This is a genomic window from Thermanaerothrix sp. (genome assembly GCA_026417795.1).
Taxonomy (GTDB): domain Bacteria; phylum Synergistota; class Synergistia; order Synergistales; family Synergistaceae; genus Thermanaerovibrio.
The window spans coordinates 40,539-57,792 of record JAOACP010000011.1; the positions used below are offsets into that span (position 1 = coordinate 40,539).

Annotated in this window: 18 protein-coding genes; 3 read left to right on the forward strand and 15 right to left on the reverse strand. The window is 52.4% G+C overall.

Annotated elements, in window-relative coordinates:
- Position 1 precedes the first annotated feature (1 nt).
- Entirely contained in the window at positions 2–1,651 is a 1,650-nt protein-coding gene (gene serA, locus N2315_03735; protein ID MCX7828303.1) for a phosphoglycerate dehydrogenase, read from the forward strand.
- A complete protein-coding gene (locus N2315_03740) occupies positions 1,651–2,295 on the forward strand; it encodes a histidine phosphatase family protein (GenBank protein ID MCX7828304.1) in 645 nt (214 codons plus the stop codon). The genes serA and N2315_03740 overlap by 1 nt, the downstream gene beginning before the upstream one ends.
- A gap of 37 nt (positions 2,296–2,332) precedes the next feature.
- On the opposite strand, the gene N2315_03745 is transcribed toward N2315_03740, so the two are convergent.
- The 15 genes from N2315_03745 to nadE form a co-directional block, all read right to left on the reverse strand.
- Positions 2,333–2,803: an NUDIX hydrolase gene (locus N2315_03745; protein ID MCX7828305.1), complete on the reverse strand. Its 471-nt coding sequence runs from the start codon at positions 2,801–2,803 to the stop codon at positions 2,333–2,335.
- 83 nt (positions 2,804–2,886) lie between these two features.
- The gene (locus N2315_03750; protein MCX7828306.1) at positions 2,887–3,519 is read right to left on the reverse strand and encodes a cyclodeaminase/cyclohydrolase family protein; all 633 of its coding nucleotides are present in this window, start codon (positions 3,517–3,519) and stop codon (positions 2,887–2,889) included.
- A gap of 47 nt (positions 3,520–3,566) precedes the next feature.
- A complete protein-coding gene (gene hutI, locus N2315_03755; GenBank protein ID MCX7828307.1) occupies positions 3,567–4,811 on the reverse strand; it encodes an imidazolonepropionase in 1,245 nt (414 codons plus the stop codon).
- Positions 4,808–5,731, reverse strand: coding sequence for a glutamate formimidoyltransferase (ftcD, locus tag N2315_03760; GenBank protein ID MCX7828308.1), 924 nt, complete (start codon positions 5,729–5,731; stop codon positions 4,808–4,810). The genes hutI and ftcD overlap by 4 nt, the downstream gene beginning before the upstream one ends.
- A gap of 59 nt (positions 5,732–5,790) precedes the next feature.
- A complete protein-coding gene (hutH, locus tag N2315_03765; protein MCX7828309.1) occupies positions 5,791–7,323 on the reverse strand; it encodes a histidine ammonia-lyase in 1,533 nt (510 codons plus the stop codon).
- Positions 7,324–7,385: 62 nt separating this feature from the next.
- The gene (gene amrS / locus N2315_03770; protein MCX7828310.1) at positions 7,386–8,441 is read right to left on the reverse strand and encodes an AmmeMemoRadiSam system radical SAM enzyme; all 1,056 of its coding nucleotides are present in this window, start codon (positions 8,439–8,441) and stop codon (positions 7,386–7,388) included.
- Positions 8,389–9,681, reverse strand: a complete 1,293-nt coding sequence (gene amrA / locus N2315_03775) for an AmmeMemoRadiSam system protein A (protein MCX7828311.1) — start codon at positions 9,679–9,681, stop codon at positions 8,389–8,391. The genes amrS and amrA overlap by 53 nt, the downstream gene beginning before the upstream one ends.
- Positions 9,682–9,792: 111 nt before the next feature.
- Positions 9,793–10,833 (reverse strand): tRNA preQ1(34) S-adenosylmethionine ribosyltransferase-isomerase QueA, encoded by a 1,041-nt coding sequence (gene queA / locus N2315_03780; GenBank protein ID MCX7828312.1) that lies wholly within the window; start codon positions 10,831–10,833, stop codon positions 9,793–9,795.
- 1 nt (position 10,834) lies between these two features.
- Positions 10,835–12,193, reverse strand: a complete 1,359-nt coding sequence (locus tag N2315_03785) for a SpoIID/LytB domain-containing protein (GenBank protein MCX7828313.1) — start codon at positions 12,191–12,193, stop codon at positions 10,835–10,837.
- A 137-nt stretch (positions 12,194–12,330) separates the two neighbouring features.
- On the reverse strand, positions 12,331–12,558 hold the full coding sequence (locus tag N2315_03790) for a DUF2905 domain-containing protein (protein MCX7828314.1): 228 nt from the start codon (positions 12,556–12,558) through the stop codon (positions 12,331–12,333).
- Between the two features lie 2 nt (positions 12,559–12,560).
- Positions 12,561–13,604, reverse strand: a complete 1,044-nt coding sequence (gene ruvB / locus N2315_03795; protein MCX7828315.1) for a Holliday junction branch migration DNA helicase RuvB — start codon at positions 13,602–13,604, stop codon at positions 12,561–12,563.
- 9 nt (positions 13,605–13,613) lie between these two features.
- Positions 13,614–14,207 carry a Holliday junction branch migration protein RuvA gene (gene ruvA / locus N2315_03800; GenBank protein MCX7828316.1) on the reverse strand — a complete coding sequence of 198 codons (594 nt, stop codon included), beginning with the start codon at positions 14,205–14,207 and terminating at the stop codon, positions 13,614–13,616.
- Positions 14,204–14,719, reverse strand: coding sequence for a crossover junction endodeoxyribonuclease RuvC (ruvC, locus tag N2315_03805; GenBank protein ID MCX7828317.1), 516 nt, complete (start codon positions 14,717–14,719; stop codon positions 14,204–14,206). Before ruvC ends, ruvA begins: the two co-directional genes overlap by 4 nt.
- Positions 14,709–15,461, reverse strand: a complete 753-nt coding sequence (locus N2315_03810; protein MCX7828318.1) for a YebC/PmpR family DNA-binding transcriptional regulator — start codon at positions 15,459–15,461, stop codon at positions 14,709–14,711. Before N2315_03810 ends, ruvC begins: the two co-directional genes overlap by 11 nt.
- Before the next feature lie 49 nt (positions 15,462–15,510).
- The gene (gene nadE, locus N2315_03815) at positions 15,511–16,254 is read right to left on the reverse strand and encodes an NAD(+) synthase (GenBank protein MCX7828319.1); all 744 of its coding nucleotides are present in this window, start codon (positions 16,252–16,254) and stop codon (positions 15,511–15,513) included.
- A 94-nt stretch (positions 16,255–16,348) separates the two neighbouring features.
- Between nadE and N2315_03820 the strand changes: the two genes are divergently transcribed.
- Positions 16,349–17,254 (forward strand): hypothetical protein (locus N2315_03820; GenBank protein MCX7828320.1); only part of this gene is annotated, 906 nt, incomplete at its 3' end.

Consider the following 17,254-nt stretch of genomic DNA (forward strand, 5'->3'; position numbering starts at 1 on the left):
CGTGTGGAAGGTTTTAGTTACCGAATCGATCCATGAAGAAGGACTGCAAATCCTGCGGGATGCAACTGATGTAACTCTGGTTGAAAAGGTCGGCATATCCAAGGATGAGCTCTTGGCGGAGCTTATTGATGTGGATGCGCTGCTTACCAGGAGCGGAACCGCCATTGATGTACAGGTGCTTGAATCGGCTCCTAAGCTCAAGGTGGTGGCAAGGGCCGGCGTCGGGGTGGACAATGTGGACCTTATGGAGGCAAGCAAAAGGGGGGTTGTGGTTATAAATGCCCCCACGGGGAACACTCTGTCGGCAGCGGATCACACCATGGCCCTAATGCTGAGCCTCATAAGAAGGTTACCCCAGGCCCACGCTTCCATCCTGGCGGGCAAGTGGGACAGGAAAAGCTTCATGGGACATCAGCTTCATGGCAAGAAGCTACTCATAATAGGGCTAGGCAAAATTGGCAGTCAGGTGGCAATCAGGGGAAGGGCTTTCGGTATGGAAGTGTATACCTATGACCCCTATGTGCCTGAGGTGAAGATGGATAACCTTGGGGTGCTCAGGGCTGAGAACCTTGAGGATGGCCTTGCCATCGCAGATGTGGTAACAATTCACGTTCCCCTGACCGAGGAGACCAGAGGCCTGTTGGACGAAAACCGAATAAGGACCATTAAGAGGGGGGCTTATCTAATAAATTGTGCAAGGGGCGGATTGATGGATGAGAGCGCCTGTTATGACGCTCTGAAAGATGGGAGGCTATCGGGGGTGGCCATCGACGTATATGGCCATGAGCCGGTTAACCGTGATCATCCGCTTCTAAACGAAGATGTGAGGGATCGGGTGGTGCTAACTCCTCACATAGGTGCCAATACCTTCGAGGCTCAGTCGGCGGTCGCCAGGATAGCTGCGCAAAACCTGCTGGCGGCGTTACGGGGCGAACCATATGAGCATGCAGTCAACCTGCCATTTATGAAACATCGCTTGTCGGACCTAAAGAAAAGGTTCCTGGCCCTGTCTAGAAACCTTGGGATATTGGGTACCCACATGGCGGACCTTACTAAGGGAGCTGTGAAATCCTGTAGCGTGGTGTTGAGGGGTCCAGTTTTTCAAGATGAGGATGAGCCCATAAGGTTTGAGGCCCCCTTTAGGCTGAAACCATATACGGTGGCCTTCCTGAAGGGACTTTTAGAGGTGCGGCACGGAGCAGAGGTTAACTACATGATAGCCCCCCTGATTGCCAGGGATAAGGGTATAGACATAGAGGAGGGCATGGGAGAATCCAACACGTATAGGAACGTTATAGAAGTAATCATAACCACCGAGAGGGGTTCTGTCCGCCTTATGGGGACTGTAACGGAAGAAGGCAGACAAAGGGTGGTTAGGATAAACGATTATTGGCTTGACCTAATACCATCGGGCAAGATTTTGCTCTTCCAAAATCACGACAGACCTGGGGTAATAGGCAAGGTAGGCACCCTACTGGGCAGAGCTAACGTAAACATAGCGAACTTCGCGTTGGGAAGAAAGAATGGGAGCGGTCTTGCCCTGGCGGCTATGCAGATAGATCAGGATCTCAACGAAGGCCTGCTTAAAACCCTAAGGGAGGATGGGGATCTGATCTGGGCCACCACGGTTTCACTGAAGGAGGATCTGTGATGAACCTTATCTTGATTAGGCATGGCCAGACCGATTGGAACAGGGAGGGGCGATTTCAGGGGAGGATGGACGTCCCACTTAATGAAACTGGCACCCTAGAGGCGGCGGCGCTGGCCTCCAGGTTGAAGGATGTAAGCGTAGATTGGATAGTGTCCAGTCCGTTAAGCAGGGCAATGAAGACCGCGGAGGCCATAACTCAGTTCAACATGGATATGCCGGATGTGGAGGTCTGTGCGGACCTTGTGGAAATAAGCCATGGAGATTGGGAAGGGCTGTTGTTCGAGGAGGTCCTTGACAAGTGGCCAGACCTGTTGCGCCTTTGGCGGAATCGTCCTTCGGAGGTTACCATGCCAAACGGAGAAAACCTCCATCAGGTTGCCCAAAGGGCCATAAAAGCGATAAAGGCTATCAGGGAAAGGGTATCCAATGGACAAACTGTGTGCGTGGTAACCCATGATGCGGTCATAAAGGCCATACTTTGTGACATATTGCAGGCCCCGTTGGATTCTTTTTGGCGATTTATAATACCCAACGCAAGCCTCACGGTGATAAAGTTCATTGAAAACATTCCGAAGCTGGCTCTATTGGGAGATTCAAACCACCTCAATAAAGGCTTTATCTTTTCAGAGCAAAAGGGCTTGTGACCTGCAATCTTTGGCGAATGTGCTGAGCTCCTAAAAATCAAAGCCATCTTCGGGCGGATAGTTTAACGTAGGGGATCTCAAGGGCGCTTGATGGTACAGCCGCATCCGACATGCCACCAACCCCAAGCGATCTCTTGATGATCCCCTTAACATCTGGATACAAGACCAAGTCATCGAGCTTCCCTGGGGAGATCCAGCATATCTCATCAGCGGAGGTTTCGTTAGAATTAAGATGTGGTATGCCCTTTGTTATGGCGCAAGAGAAGAGCACATGTAGAACAGGCCCCTTAGTCCCCATGGGAACCCCTTGTGCAAGCCCAATCACGGAGCCAACTAATACGGTGATGCCAAGCTCCTCACTAAGTTCTCTCTTGAGCGCGTCGTCCAACCACTCGCCGTGGTCCACTCCTCCGCCAGGGATGCAGAAGACATCACCCCCAGCGTGGCGGTAGCGCATCAGCATCAGCCCATTGGACCCCGTTATTATTCCTCCTACCCTTATCTTCAAACCTATCACCCCGAAATATACCAAGACGCAGCTCTTATATGGGCTGCGTCTTGGTCTTAAATTAGGATACGTGGTTTTATGCCCTATATCCCCAGTTTCTGATTTAAGAGAGCTTCCACTTCCTTGCCGGTCTTGGCTATCCTGTCAAGGCTTTCCCTAACCTGGTCCTCACATTGCTTAACGAAGTCCTGGTCCTCTATGCCAGGAAGGTTAACGAAAACGTTATAAGCCGCCGCCTTTGCTGCAGCCTGCGCCAAAAGGGCTGCGGTACCTGCGTCGGTTACCGCGTTGGGGTTACCCGACTCTGCGGCCTTAAAGGCCGTGTCCATCAATGCCTCGCATGTCTTGAGGGTTGCCAGGGGAACCATTGCGGTTTTCTTTGATGCCTCCGCAATAGCCAGAGCCCTTGCGGTCTTTTCCTGGTCCGTGTCTTTGGGCATCTTCCTGGCCGCCATGAACTGGTTGAAGGACTCGGTGTCCTCTTCCATGAGGTCCAGGAACTTTCTGTTAAGCTCTAGCCCATCAGAAATTACCTTCTCCATGGCATCCCAGGAGTCCCTATACCTCTCCTTGCCCACCGTAAGCCTTGCCACCATCGTGGCTAAGGCTCCTCCAAGGGCTCCGCAGATGGCCGCAACGCTGCCTCCGCCAGGGGCGGGGGAATCGGATGCCAGTTCTTCGACAAACGATTTCACGGTCATGTCCTGAAGCTTCATTCGGTTAATCCTCCTAAGAGCGTTTCTAAATATAGAGAGACGGGGAGCTAAACCACCTTTTCACCGCGCTTGTAAACTTCAAGCACGGAGTTAACCCCTGCATGGTATGCCATGGTGGCCGGGGTCTTACCGTCCAGCACCACAAAATCCGCCTGTTTACCCTCCTCCAAAGATCCTACTCTATGCCCCATACCTATCGCATGGGCGGCGTTCAGGGTGCACCCCACCAAAGCCTCCTCCACTGACATGCCCATGTTCATCACCGCAAGACCGAATACAAACTGAATAGACTCACAGAAACATGATCCCGGGTTGCAATCGGTGGCCAACGCTACCGGCACCCCAAGCTCAATCATCTTGCGGGCCCTTGCATAGGGTTTTTTAAGGCTGTAAGCGGTTGCGGGGAGAAGCACAGCGATTACCCCCGCTTCCGCCATGGCGGCTAAACCTTGGTCGGAAGCGGCCAACAGGTGTTCTGCGGACAACGTTCTGAGTTCCGCTGCAAGGGAGGCACCACCGAGGTCATGCACCTCATCGGCATGGATCTTAAGCTCAAGGCCGTTGCTCCTTGCGCATGAAAGTATCTTGCGGGATTGATCAACCGAGAACACCCCATCCTCGCAGAACACGTCGCAAAAGCGGGCAATCCCCTGCTCCACGACGGCTGGGATCATCTCGCCGCATAGCACATCCACGAACTTATCAGGATCATTTCTAAATTCCTCGGGCACCGCATGGGCACCCATAAACGTTGCGACTACGTCCATGGGGGTTTCTTTGCCAATTCGCTTTATGACGTTGAGCATCCTAAGCTCCGATTCGGTGTCTAACCCATAGCCGCTTTTTATCTCCACCGTGGTGGTTCCGTGTTTAAGGGCGCTCATTACGTTTGCCCTGGTGGCTTCGTACAGATCGTGGTCACTTGAGGCCCTAACTGCCCTTACGGACGACAGTATCCCCCCGCCGGACCTTAATATCTCAAGATATGGGACCCCATGCAACCTTTGGGAAAATTCCTCCTCCCTCCTTGAGACAAAACACATGTGGGTGTGGGGATCTACAAAACCCGGCACGATGCACTTGCCATTCAAATTTATCTCCTGGTTAACCGCAAGGGTAGAAGAATGGGCTAGTACATCCTCCTCCGGGCCCACCATTTCGATTATCCCGTCCACACAAAGGATAGCCCCGGCCTCTATTTCCTGGACGCTCCCCTGTTCCGCTCCTCTTAAAGGGCCAGATCCTCCCCTTGGGGTGTATATCCTTGCGTTGCGGAAGAGCTTTACGGTCATTTCACGCTCTCTCCCATTAGCTTAAGCAACCTCAGCTCTATGACCTGCTGTGGGTCAAAATCGGCCACCTGCAGGTAATAGGCCGCACTGTCCAGGATTGCGCCAGCGGGTATCATCCCGTATATCTCGGTCTCCACAACCGGCACGCCGTAACGCCTTGCCTCCATCCTTATGGTTTCCAGCACCCTGTAAAGGGAGTTCTTCTCGTAATCCACCAGGTTCATGCTAACCTGTACCATGCCCTTCTCTTCCAGGGCCACACCTATGCCTTTGACATGACAGAACCCGCCGCTGGAAGCCCTTACGTAGGACGCTATCTTCTTGGCCACATCTAAGTTAGTGGTACCAAGGTTGACGTTAAAGGCGACCAAAAACTTCCTTGCCCCTATAACGGTGGCCCCAGCTGTGGGGTGCAGGGCTGGACCACCAACATCAGGGTGCCTGTCGGGGTTGCTAGCCGCCTCGTCCTTTAAGGCTTCGTACTGGCCCTTCCTTATGACCTCTAACTTCTTCCGATCCGGCCTTAAAGCCGCATCTTCATAGTAGTAGACGGGGATCCCGGTAGTCTCGTGGTAACGTCTGCCGAACCCCCTGGCCAGTTCCACGCATTCCTCCATGGTTATCCCGGAGACGGGGGTAAACGGTATAACGTCCACCGCTCCAATCCTTGGATGCGCGCCTTTATGGGTGTTCATATCTATATGAGATTGGGCAATCTTAGCGGATTCTATTACGGCCTCCTGAAGCGGCTCTGGATTCCCCACCAGGCTGACCACCAAGCGGTTATGATCCTCATCGGCGCGGTAGTCGAAGAGGTAAACCCCCGGCCTGTTCTTAAAGGGCTCCACGATGGCCTCTATGATGTCCTTCCTACGACCTTCACTGTAGTTCGGTACGCACTCGACAAGGGCTTTGCTCAACTTAGATACCCCCCAATTATTTTGGTCTTTACTTTATTAGGATAATCAGCAAGCATCCGCTAGTCCAAAGAACCTATGGCGGACTCGACGGCTTCTAAGATAGCCCCTTCATTCACTAATGACAAGGCCTCACATATCATGGGATGTATATATGCATCTTCCTCCATGAACGGTATCCTCTCCCGGACGCAGTCATAGGCCGCCTTTGTCCCCCTCCCTGGGTTCAGGGGCATTGAGAATTCAAGTCCCTGAGTTGCGGTAAGGAGCTCTATGGCCACAACCTTTCGGGAGTTCTCCAGTATATTGCGGCCCTTTCTGGCCGCATAGGTTCCCATGGAGACATGATCCTCCTGATTTGCGGAGGTGGGTATGGAATCCACCGACGATGGATGGGCAAGCACCTTGTTCTCCGACACAATTGATGCGGCGGTATACTGGGGTATCATGAATCCACTGTTTACGCCACTCTCCTTAACCAGGAACGGCGGTAACCCGGACAGCTTATGATCCACAAGGCGAGCTATCCGGCGCTCAGAAATGTTCGCTATCTCAGCCATGGCTATTCCGAAAAAGTCCATCGCTATAGCCATGGGTTGGCCATGGAAGTTACCGCCGCTTATTGCCTCGTCGTCGGAGGGGAAGATGAGGGGGTTATCCGTTACGGAGTTTATCTCTATCTCAACCTTCTGCCTAACATACTCCAAAGCGTCCCTGCTTGCCCCGTGTACCTGGGGGATGCAGCGCAATGAGTAGGCGTCCTGCACCCGGTTCCCTTTGTATTTTTCCACGATCTCGCTTCCTTCTATAAGACGCCTCATATTGGACGCCACGGCCCTTTGCCCCGCGTGGGGACGCAAATCATGGGTACGTTTGTCAAACGCATAGGGAACCCCGTGAAGGGCCTCTAGAGATATGGCGGCTGTCACGTCTGCAGTTTTGAGTAGGGCCTGCGCGTCAACGACGCATAAAGCCGCGATGGCGGTCATAACGGTGGTTCCGTTGTTCAGCGCCAGCCCCTCTTTGGGGCCAAGCTCTATGGGGCTAAGAGACACTTCCTTGAGGGCGTCCATCGTCGGCATCCTGCGCCCCTTGAAGAAGACCTCCCCCTCCCCTAAGAGGGTGATTGCCAGATGAGACAGGGGACACAGGTCACCGCTGGCCCCCACGGATCCCTGGGAAGGTATCACCGGGTGTATTCCAAGGTTAAGATAGTTGACTAGCTGCATCAGAGTTGGCAGGCTTATGCCGGAAAAACCCCTGGTCAAGGTGTTGATCCTCAGCAGCATGATGGCCCTTACTAGATCCTCTGGGAAGGGCTCCCCTGTCCCGCAGGCATGACTCAACAATAGGTTGCGCTGCAAAAGCCGGCTCTTGTCCGATGGTATGGAGACGTTAGCCAAATCGCCAAAACCCGTGGTTATCCCATACACTACCCTTCCTTGGTCAACCCAGGTGCTTACCGCTTTAGAGCCCCTTTCAACGAACGCCTCGGCGGAAGGATCAAGAGCAACCTGCCATCCGTACCTTGCAACCCCAACCACATCCTCCAGCGTTAAGCCATGACCGTTGAGTTCCACTACCCTACGAGCCACCTCTCAAACCCCCCTTGGAAGACCTTTGACCACATTGGGAACAGGGTGTAAATTCTAATCAGTCAGGAAAGCACCACTCCTCCATTGGAACCGCAGAACCTGCAATTTCCCAATGCGTCTAAATAATTAGCTACTATATTATAGCCCATCCTGACGATTATGTCTTCGCCGCAATTGGGACATTTCGTAACGTTCCGAGCCCTTTCCGGGATATTGCCCACATATACGTTAAGCAGCCGTTCCCTCGCAATCTCCGCGAAGTGATCCACGTCCTTTATAGGGATAGGCCTTGTCTGCATTAGGTAAGAGGGGTGGTAAGCAGAAACATGAAACGGAATTGCTCTAGAAAGGCTTGCAATCCAATGGACCATTTCCGTAAACTCACCAGGATCAGAAAGGCCAGGGACTAAGAGATGGGTTATCTCAACATGAACTCCCATTGCGATCAATGCCTCTACGGATCTGACCACGCTATCCATGTCTCCACCTAGATAATCGTATTTTTCCCTGGAGAACGCCTTGACATCCACGTTTGCCCCATCCACAAGCCCCCTTAGCTCATAGAGGGGAGTCAAGTTGACTGTACCATTGGTCACCAACACTATCCCCAATCCCCTTGGCTTTAGATAACAAGAAGCCTCAATAATGTACTCCATATAAACTAGAGGCTCGTTGTAGGTGAAGGCCACTGCAGATACCCCTAATCGGTTGGCCAAGTCCTCAATATCGGGAGGAGATAGGGTTAATAACTTACCCTCGTAGTGTCCATCTCTTATCTGCGATATATGGTGGTTCTGACAGAAGGGACATCTCAAATTACATCCGATCCCTCCCAGAGACAGGATCGAACTCCCAGGACGCCAATGATATAGGGGCTTCTTCTCCACTGGATCCACTGCAACTCCGGAGAAACGACCAGAAAAGGGAGAGCGCAAAGCTCCCCCCTTAAAGAACCGAACGCCGCAATAACCCCAGTGTCCCTCCGTTATAAAACAACGATGAAAGCACAGTTGACACCGGCCACCATCGCCTTCCGGCAACCAGAAGGAAGCTTCCTTTGGAAGATCAGGGTTCTTTGTACCTATGCACTGTAAAACGCTGGATCTTGATTTCCTCATGGCCCCCTATACCAGCTTTCATTCTCGCTATGTCAAGCTGATCCCGAACCGTATTTACACCATTGAGGTCCGGCAGCAAAACCCCGCGTCTTCGTCCCGTGCTAACCACCACGCCGTAAACCTTCGGATTTAAATCTTCAGTAGAAGCATCTTCCAATGGGGACAACACGTCAACGGATATCTTAAGTCTAGGAAGCTCGTCTAAGATGACAGGCATAAATCTGGGATCCTCAAAGGCAGCTGCCGCCGCATTCCTAGCTATCTCCATTGAGATCGAAGGGCTTGTGGGCTCAATTGTCCCCATGCAACCCCGGAGATGGCCATCGGAAGTATAGAGGGATACAAAACAACCGCCCCTTGCCTCCCATAGGTTTCCGTCTCCTCCTGCGGCCCTGATGATGGAACTTATATCCGGCTGCCTGTTGTCCAAGAGATCCATCAACACCAGCCTGGCAAAGTCCACGTAAGGATGAATACACCTGGGCCTCATAACCGCTACCGCATAGCCCACTCCGAAGGGCCCTTCATATGACAACACCCGTAGTGGCTGCTGGGTTAGGCCAATGAAGGCTAATACGATGTTAAGGCCGCATTGTCCCGCTTCTTGCACCTGTTCCTCTTCTAGTTTAAGAAGATCTGAGGGATCACCTTGGGAGAGGGCCTCTATAACCATATCATCAAAAACCCTCCCCCAAGGGCTAAAACCATATGGGCCATGGGGGCTTAAACGATGAGAGAGATCGCCGCTGAAGAGAATACCAACATGGCCGCCAGCTGCTTCTATCCCATCCCTAAGACGTTTACCTAGGTCGTGTGCTTGAAATCGAGTAAGGCCCACAGGGTTTAATGGGATGACTTTCGAAGGCCGCTTCCCTCCACCTTGCAACAACACCAGCGGCACGAAGGTGCCATGATCCAGCTCCTTGGTCGTGGTATCGATCATCATCGGTATAATCCCATCAATGGGCTGGAAAAGTTCACGAATAAAATGGGGATCACCTTGGTATTGGCTGCAAACCTCGGGGGCAGAGAAGCTGGCGAGGTTTCCATTATAGATATCTGAACCACCTATGGTGAGGCGGCCAGGAAAATATGTGAAATGCGGCGACATTACCAGAGATATCTCGTCCTTAAAGTCGGGAAGGAACATGCATAACCGCCTAACGCCCCTAAGGGTCTCCTCCGCATCCAGTTCTCTCCCCATCCCCACTTGGGGCACCAGGACGGGCGGGTGTGGCATAAGACAAGCCCATTTAATCAACGCTGATCACCTCTTATCTTAAATAAAAAGTGATGGGCCAGCACACATCGCAGTCAAACCACCCGCTACCTAAGAATAATCACCCATTTCCTACAATATTAGCATGGCGTCACCAAAGGAAAAGAACCGGTATCTCAAGCTCACCGCTTCTTTGTAGGCGGACATCACCTTGTCATAACCAGCGAAGGCAACCACAAGCATTAAAAGCGTGCTCCGCGGGAGGTGAAAGTTCGTTATTAGCCCATCCACCACCCTGAATTGAAATCCCGGCTTTATAAAAAGATCCGTATGGAAACTTCTTCCTATTATGCCATTTAAGCCGAATGACTCAAGAGTCCTAACCACCGTGGTGCCCACCGCGATTACCCGCCCCCCCTTTTCCTTTGTAGATGCTATTAACTCCGCAGTAGATTCGGGAACCGAACATACCTCTTTATGCATCACATGGGCCGAGGCCCTGTCAGCTTTTACGGGTCTGAAGGTGCCTATCCCAACGTCAAGGGTCACAAATGATATGTTGACGCCCCTGTCGGTAAGGCAAGAGAGGAGCTCTTCCGTAAAATGAAGGCCTGCGGTTGGAGCTGCCACGGACCTCTCTTTGCCAGGATCACCGTATATGGTTTGATATCTGTCTTCATCCACCCCATCATTTTCGATGTAAGGCGGAAGGGGCACCTCCCCAAGTCTGTTAGCTATGTCTCTTCCGTTGCGGTTGGGGAACCTCACCAGCCTCAGGCCGTCCCCTACCCTATCCTCCACCACCGCCACGTCCTCTTCTGAGTCGGAAAATAGCACGCAAGTGCCAGGAGGCACCTTCCTCCCAGGCCTTACCATTGCCTGCCACAGGGTCCCATCATCGTCAACAGGAGATAGGAGGAAGACCTCTACCCTCCCAGACGAAGTCTTGCGTCCTAAGAGACGAGACTTCATCACCCGAGTATCGTTTAGAACCAGCAGGTCACCAGGCAGGAGGTAATCCACAACATCCCGGAAAACCCTGTGCTCAATAGATCCCCCATGCCTTGATAGCACCATTAGCCGAGAAGAGTCCCTGGGCTCAACAGGGCTCTGAGCTATCAACTCCTCCGGCAAGTGATAGTCGTAAGAATCCATCAGATCCAGATCTATCAACTTAACGCCTCCCAAGGTGTGTTCCAGGAAAGTAATACATCAATATCTGCTCAAAGTTCCAGCCGTACTCCGCCATGGTCTTTGCCCCCCATTGGGACATACCCACCCCGTGACCCCAGCCTTGCCCCTCAAGAACCCACGATGTGTTCCCAGAAGAAGGCCTTATTGAAGCCGAGGAGGTGGCCACCGGATTTCTTTCGGCGCCGGTTTTACGGGAATTTGATGTTCCGCTTTTTACTCTAGCTTCCCCCATTTTCTTATACATATCCCGCTTGGATGGATTGACTATCATGTCGAATATCTCGTCCTTTGAAAACAACCCATCCTCAACCATCTCCACCAATGGGTCCGTTTCATACGACACGTCCGTTTTCTTCTCATCGTCCTCCACCGGTCTATTTACCGCAGGATTACTAGGGATATCCGATTTTCCATTTCCATTTACGATGAAGTTGGTACTTCTAACCACCGATGTCCCCAATGCCATCCTAAAGGCGTGTCCGGAAAGTCTGACAGTACCGGAAGAGCCATTTATATCCATGGCGGTTATGCGCCCTCCCCTATCCCTGGCTACGACCTTTATCCCCACAACGTTACCTACCCAGCGGTTTATGCTTCGTAGAGCCCTTTCTATTTGGTCTGAGGACAAAATCGTCTTCCAGCGGGAGTAAGGGCTTCTGTACTGGAACGGCTCCGGCCTTGATAAAAGATAGGGGACACGCCCCCCCCATACATCCGATGCTGCGGCGGTAACGCCGCCACTATCCGAATGAAACGGGGTTATCGCAAGGGAAGATCCATACATCAGGACCATGCCGGAGGTGTTGAAGACGGCCTGATCAGACCTTGGATCTTCGCCATTTCGCCCCCTGTAAACCTGACAGTGTAGAGATGAACAAATATCAAAGCCATCGGATCTGTGCCTTCCAAGGTTCCTAAGCGCATACGTCCTTGCCACCACCGCTTGGGCCTTCAAGAACTCCATGGGCCAGCCGGGGTTTGCCTCGGCCTTCATTATCCCCCTTAAGTAGTCCTCTAGTTCAACTAGGTTAACCACATTAAACCCCCTGCCACCTCTGGAGGGGATTAACTCAAGCCCTCCTCGGTACCCAATGGGACCGAAGGAAAGGTTATCTCCGCCTATTCTGATGGGGAACCTCAAAAACCTTCCTTGAATCCAGACGCCGCCATCTCCAGCCGTTACCGATACCCTGCCCGATAGGGGAAGCGATGTCCCCGATGAATCGGTTATGCTGCCCACTCCGCCCAAAGTACCATTGGCAACGTTCAACGCAACACCCACCCGCAACAAAGTCTGGGCTTCCAGAGTGGAACAAAAAGAACAAACCAATACAGCCATCACAAAAACACAAAGGCCCTTTAAACGGCTCATTTTGCCCAATATGTCCATCCCCCTTATGACGACTACCGCGCTACCACACCTTCAATTTTTAATATCAATATCAAAACTATGGGATAAACGTCATTTATTATTTATTATCTTCCAATGATTCGAGAGATCAAATTGAGCAGCACCGAAAGGACGATGCTAAGCACAAGCATGCTCCCAAGTGGCGCAAAAAAAGTGAAGTTCTTCCTCGTAATAACTATATCCCCAGGTAGCCTGCCGATTGGAAGGTTGAACTTGGATAAGCCCAACACCATAACCCCTGCCAAGAGGAAAACCGCTCCTATAAGGACAAGTGATTTGCCCAAATTCCACATGGTCAATCCTCCTCAACAAGTATGAGCTGTTGAAACCTGCCGGAAGGTTGAAGTCCAAGGTATTGGTAGGTGCCCCTGGTTGCCCGTCTCCCCCTTGGAGTTCTCTCCAAGAGCCCCTTTTGGATGAGAAACGGTTCGTATATGTCTTCTATTGTCTGTGGATCTTCATTGAGGGCAGCCGCTAGGGTAGATAAGCCCACAGGACCTCCGTCGAAGAGCTCAACCAAGGCCCTCAAAAACTTCCTGTCCCCGTCGTCAAGCCCTTCCTTATCAACCCCTAACATGTCCAGAGCTTCCCTGGCCACGCCGACATCTATGGGTTCCCTCTTCTTGACAGCAGCCACGTCCCTGACCCGCCGCAAGAGCCTTAAGGCAACCCTGGGGGTACCGCGGGACCTCATGCCTATCTCCATGGAAGCCTCTTCATCTATCGGAACCCCAAGTATGGAAGCCCCACGGCGCACTATGGCAGTGAGTTCTCTTGGGGTATAGAGCTCCATCTGCTCAACTATTCCAAAACGGGCCCTGAGGGGAGAAGTCAGCAAACCAAGCCTGGTGGTGGCTCCTACCAATGTAAAGGGTGGTAGCTGTAACTTTATGCTCCTTGCCATGGGGCCCTTACCTATGACTATATTCAGGCAAAAGTCCTCCATCGCAGAATAAAGAACCTCTTCCACCACCGACGGAAGCCTGTGTATTTCGTCTATGAAAAGCACATCGTTTGGCCTAAGATTGGATAGTATGGATGCCAAATCCCCAGCCCGCTCTATGGCAGGGCCTGTGGTTACCCGAAGATCCCCACCCATTTCCTTCGCTATTATGTTCGCCATAGTGGTCTTTCCAAGCCCCGGTGGACCGTAGAAGAGGCAATGATCCAGAGGTTCCCCCCTGCTTTTGGATGCGGATATGAATATCCTCAGTTTTTCCTTAAGTGCCTCCTGCCCCACAAACGAATCAAGGCTTTCTGGCCTTATGGACTTAACGACCGCCATATCCGGGTCGTCCTCGCTCCTCAAGTGGTCCATAAGCTTATCTTCTGAGTCCATATAGGCTCATCACCCCTTCTGAAGGAACCTCAGAGATGCCATAAGGAGCTCCTCCTCTGAAGTCCCCTTAAGCCTTCCCATCACGTTGGAAAGGGCGGAATACGCTTCTCCCCTGGAGAATCCAAGTCCCGCCAGGGCCTCCACCAAAGAGGAAATATCCGATTTAGGTGCGGATTCCAAGGCCCCCGTAGCAGAGATGGAAAGTTGATCAAGCTTCCCCTTAAGCTCAAAACATATGCGTTCCGCCCTTTTGGGCCCCACCCCGGGGGCTTTGGCTATTCGCGATGAATCACCCATTCCGATGGCTTGCACCAATTCATCCTTGCTAAGGGTTCTAAGGATGGACATGGCCATCTTTCCTCCTACGTTGCTGACCTGCAGCAAAAGGAGGAACAGTTTCCGTTCGTCTTCATCGTGAAATCCGTAAAGGGATATGCCATTCTCGTTAATGGAAAGATAAACGTAAACCCTGACCCTCTCTCCCGGAAAGGCCCCTTCCAGAACAGATCTGGTGGCGTTTATCTCAACGCCTACTCCGTGCACCTCCAATATGAGGATATCCCCAAGAACCTCGTTTACGAGTCCTTCAACATATCTTATCAAGTTCCCAATCCTCCGACGTAGGCCACCCTTGCCATGGTCAATCCCGCTATGGCAACCGCAAGCGCATCGGCCGCATCGTCCGGGGTTGGGCAGCTTTCCAACCCAAGAAGGCAGCGAACCATCAGCTGAACCTGCCTCTTTTGCGCCCCCCCATAGCCACAAACCGCCATCTTAACCTCCGAAGGACCCGGCTCAAGCACCGGAACTCCTAACGTGGAAGCGTAAAGCAATGCCACGCCCCTTGCCTGCCAGACCATCTCCGCGGTGGTGGTGTTCCTACCAAAGTATAGCCTCTCTACCGCAACAACGTGGGGGACAAACGCCTTAAGCTTCTCGCCCATAAGGCGATAAAGCATGTTAAGCCTTTCCGGCAGCGAAAGACCCGGAGGGGTATGGATAGCCCCATACCCCTCCGCACGAAGTCTTCCACCCCGCTGGACCACTATCCCATAGCCAAGGGTACCTATGCCGGGGTCTATCCCAAGGCAGCAGATTTCATTGTTAGGAGTCAAGCTGCTCAAGGATATGGTCCGGGATCTCCACGTTAGAGTAGACGCTTTGCACGTCATCATGGTCCTCGAATTTATCTATGAGGGCCAAAACCTTTGCGGCCTCTTCCTTGCTCGATACGGCTATGGTGTTCTTTGGGATCATGGCTATCTCCATGTTGCTTACAGTGTAGCCCGCGTTCCTTATCGCCTCTCCCACTTCACTCATCACGGAGGGATCGCAATAGACCTCGAAGACATCCCCCTCCAGCTGCATATCCTCAGCCCCTGCTTCGGCGGCCACGTCCAAAAGGGCTGCCTCGTCGACCCCGTTGGCATCCACCTTAACAAGCCCCTTACGGTCAAAATTCCAAGCCACACAGCCGGCTTCTCCGATAGCCCCCCCACCCTTGGTGAATATGGAACGGATCTCCGCTGCTGTGCGGTTCCTATTATCCGTCATGGCCTCAACCATTATGGCCACCCCCGCAGGTCCATAGCCTTCGTAGGTAACCTCTTCGTACACGGCACCTTCGATCTCTCCGGTACCCCTCTTTATGGCCCTTTCTATGTTATCCATGGGCACGTTGCCCGCCCTGGCCCTCTCAATGGCCACTTTCAAGCGGAAGTTAGCGTTAGGATCCCCGCCGCCAGCCTTTGCAGCGGCTATTATGGCCTTGGTAAGCCGCTGATAAGCGGCCCCTTTCTTGGCATCCTGAGCTGCCTTCCGATGCTTTATGTTCGCCCACTTTGAATGTCCAGCCACTAAATATCACCCCATGGATATAATTTAAGAAGGTTCGACCAAAGATTCATTATAACATCTCCGGCACCGGAGGAACCATCCTCTTATGCTTGGATCTATCAAAGGCGTTTTCTATCCTGTGTCTTACATCTTGGGGAATCGGCAATCCCAGTATATAGCGGTCTAGATCCTCGTAAGAAACCCCCATCTCTCCCTCGTCGGTTTGCCCCTCCCACAGCCCTGCGGTTGGGGGTTTTTTGACCACCCTCTCCGGTATGCCTAAGTGCTCCGCCAGGGTCCAAACCTCATGCTTTGTGAGCCTTCCCAGGGGTAAAAGGTCCACCCCGGAGTCTCCATACTTGGTAAAATAGCCGAACGTAAGCTCCGCCCTGTTGCCAGTTCCACAAACCAATAGATTTTTTGTCTGTGCAATGGCATATAAAGTGGTCATCCTAAGCCTAGGTTTTATGTTGGAGATCCCCAAATGAGATAGGTGGATATCGGAGCCATTGATGGATCCAACTAAAGCGTCAAAGGAACCGGAGAGATCCACCTTAACCACCGGTATTCCAACGCAGGAAGCCACTAGACGGGCATCTTCTTCGTCTACAGGTTGGTTGTGACAGGGCATTATCACCCCAAGGGAACCACTGATGCCGAAGGATCGCATCAACAGAGCCGCCACAACGGCAGAGTCTACCCCGCCGCTTAGCCCCACCAATCCTCCCAAAGCCCCAGCTTCGCTCACCTTCTCTTTAAGCCAAGCAACCAGAACTTCCGCCAGGTACCTAGGATCTCTAACGGGAACGCCCAAGGTCATATCCCCCTCTCAATCGATGGCATTAGTATGGTTGTTTTTAGCTTTTTATTTTAACATATACTGGATTCCTAACCACGAGGTGATCTAGTTGCCCCTTGGCCTGATAATAGATGGGTATGTTGACGAACCCGCCTGTTTTGGCGTGCCCCCCTACATATCCCCCTATGTAAGATACTGCGCTGGAGTGCTCATGTCCAACGGCTTTGAGGTCCTGTATCTCACGGTTGACCAGATGCGCCGAGAGAAGGCAGACCATCTTATAAGATCCGCAGAGGTTACGATGGTCATAGCAGGGCTCACGGTGCCAGGACGTTACCGCGGGGGATCTCCGATGACCCTTAAGGAGCTCAAGGGGCTATCTGAGATACCAAGACGAGGTGTAATGATAGTAGGAGGCCCTATAGGAAGCGGCTACGCCCTTAAGGGCGGGGATTCCGCTTTAGATGTGTCTCATATCCTGAACGTTGATTGCATTGCCACCGGTGATCCAGAAGCGGTATTGGACCGGTGGATTCGCACCGGACAGATGGTCCACGATGCAAAAAGGGATTATCGGATGCTGACACGCTGGGCGGAGATAGGTGCCCAAGTGGTTAGGATGCATCCAATGTACCCCTTGATCATCGCCGAGCTGGAGTTGTCCAGAGGATGCGACAGGACCGATGGAAGATGCAGTTTTTGTGTAGAGGGGTTGAAGGGAAGGGAGGAGCGCTCCCCAGATTCCGTTGCGACGGAGGTTCGATCCTTGGCCATGGCGGGGGTCAAGGCTTTTCGCTTCGGGCGGTGCGCCAACGTGCTAACCTACGGAGGCACCCTCACCCCAAAGGGATTGATGCCTTCACCAGATACGCTGCAAGCCCTCTATTCATCCGTTCGGTCCGCAGCACCGGACATCAAGGTCCTGCACATGGACAACGGGAATCCAAAGACCATAGCCACGTTCCCAGACGAGAGTTTTGAGGCCCTCAGGGTAATCTGTCTCTTATACACATCT

Coding starts and splice junctions, on each gene's coding strand:
- N2315_03740 (MCX7828304.1), top strand. CDS start 1,651: ATGAACCTTATCTTGATTAGGCATGGCCAGACCGATTGGAACAGGGAG.
- N2315_03750 (MCX7828306.1), bottom strand. CDS start 3,519: ATGAAGCTTCAGGACATGACCGTGAAATCGTTTGTCGAAGAACTGGCA.
- hutI (MCX7828307.1), bottom strand. CDS start 4,811: ATGACCGTAAAGCTCTTCCGCAACGCAAGGATATACACCCCAAGGGGA.
- amrS (MCX7828310.1), bottom strand. CDS start 8,441: ATGAGGAAATCAAGATCCAGCGTTTTACAGTGCATAGGTACAAAGAAC.
- amrA (MCX7828311.1), bottom strand. CDS start 9,681: ATGCCACACCCGCCCGTCCTGGTGCCCCAAGTGGGGATGGGGAGAGAA.
- N2315_03785 (MCX7828313.1), bottom strand. CDS start 12,193: ATGGCTGTATTGGTTTGTTCTTTTTGTTCCACTCTGGAAGCCCAGACT.
- N2315_03790 (MCX7828314.1), bottom strand. CDS start 12,558: ATGTGGAATTTGGGCAAATCACTTGTCCTTATAGGAGCGGTTTTCCTC.
- ruvB (MCX7828315.1), bottom strand. CDS start 13,604: ATGGACTCAGAAGATAAGCTTATGGACCACTTGAGGAGCGAGGACGAC.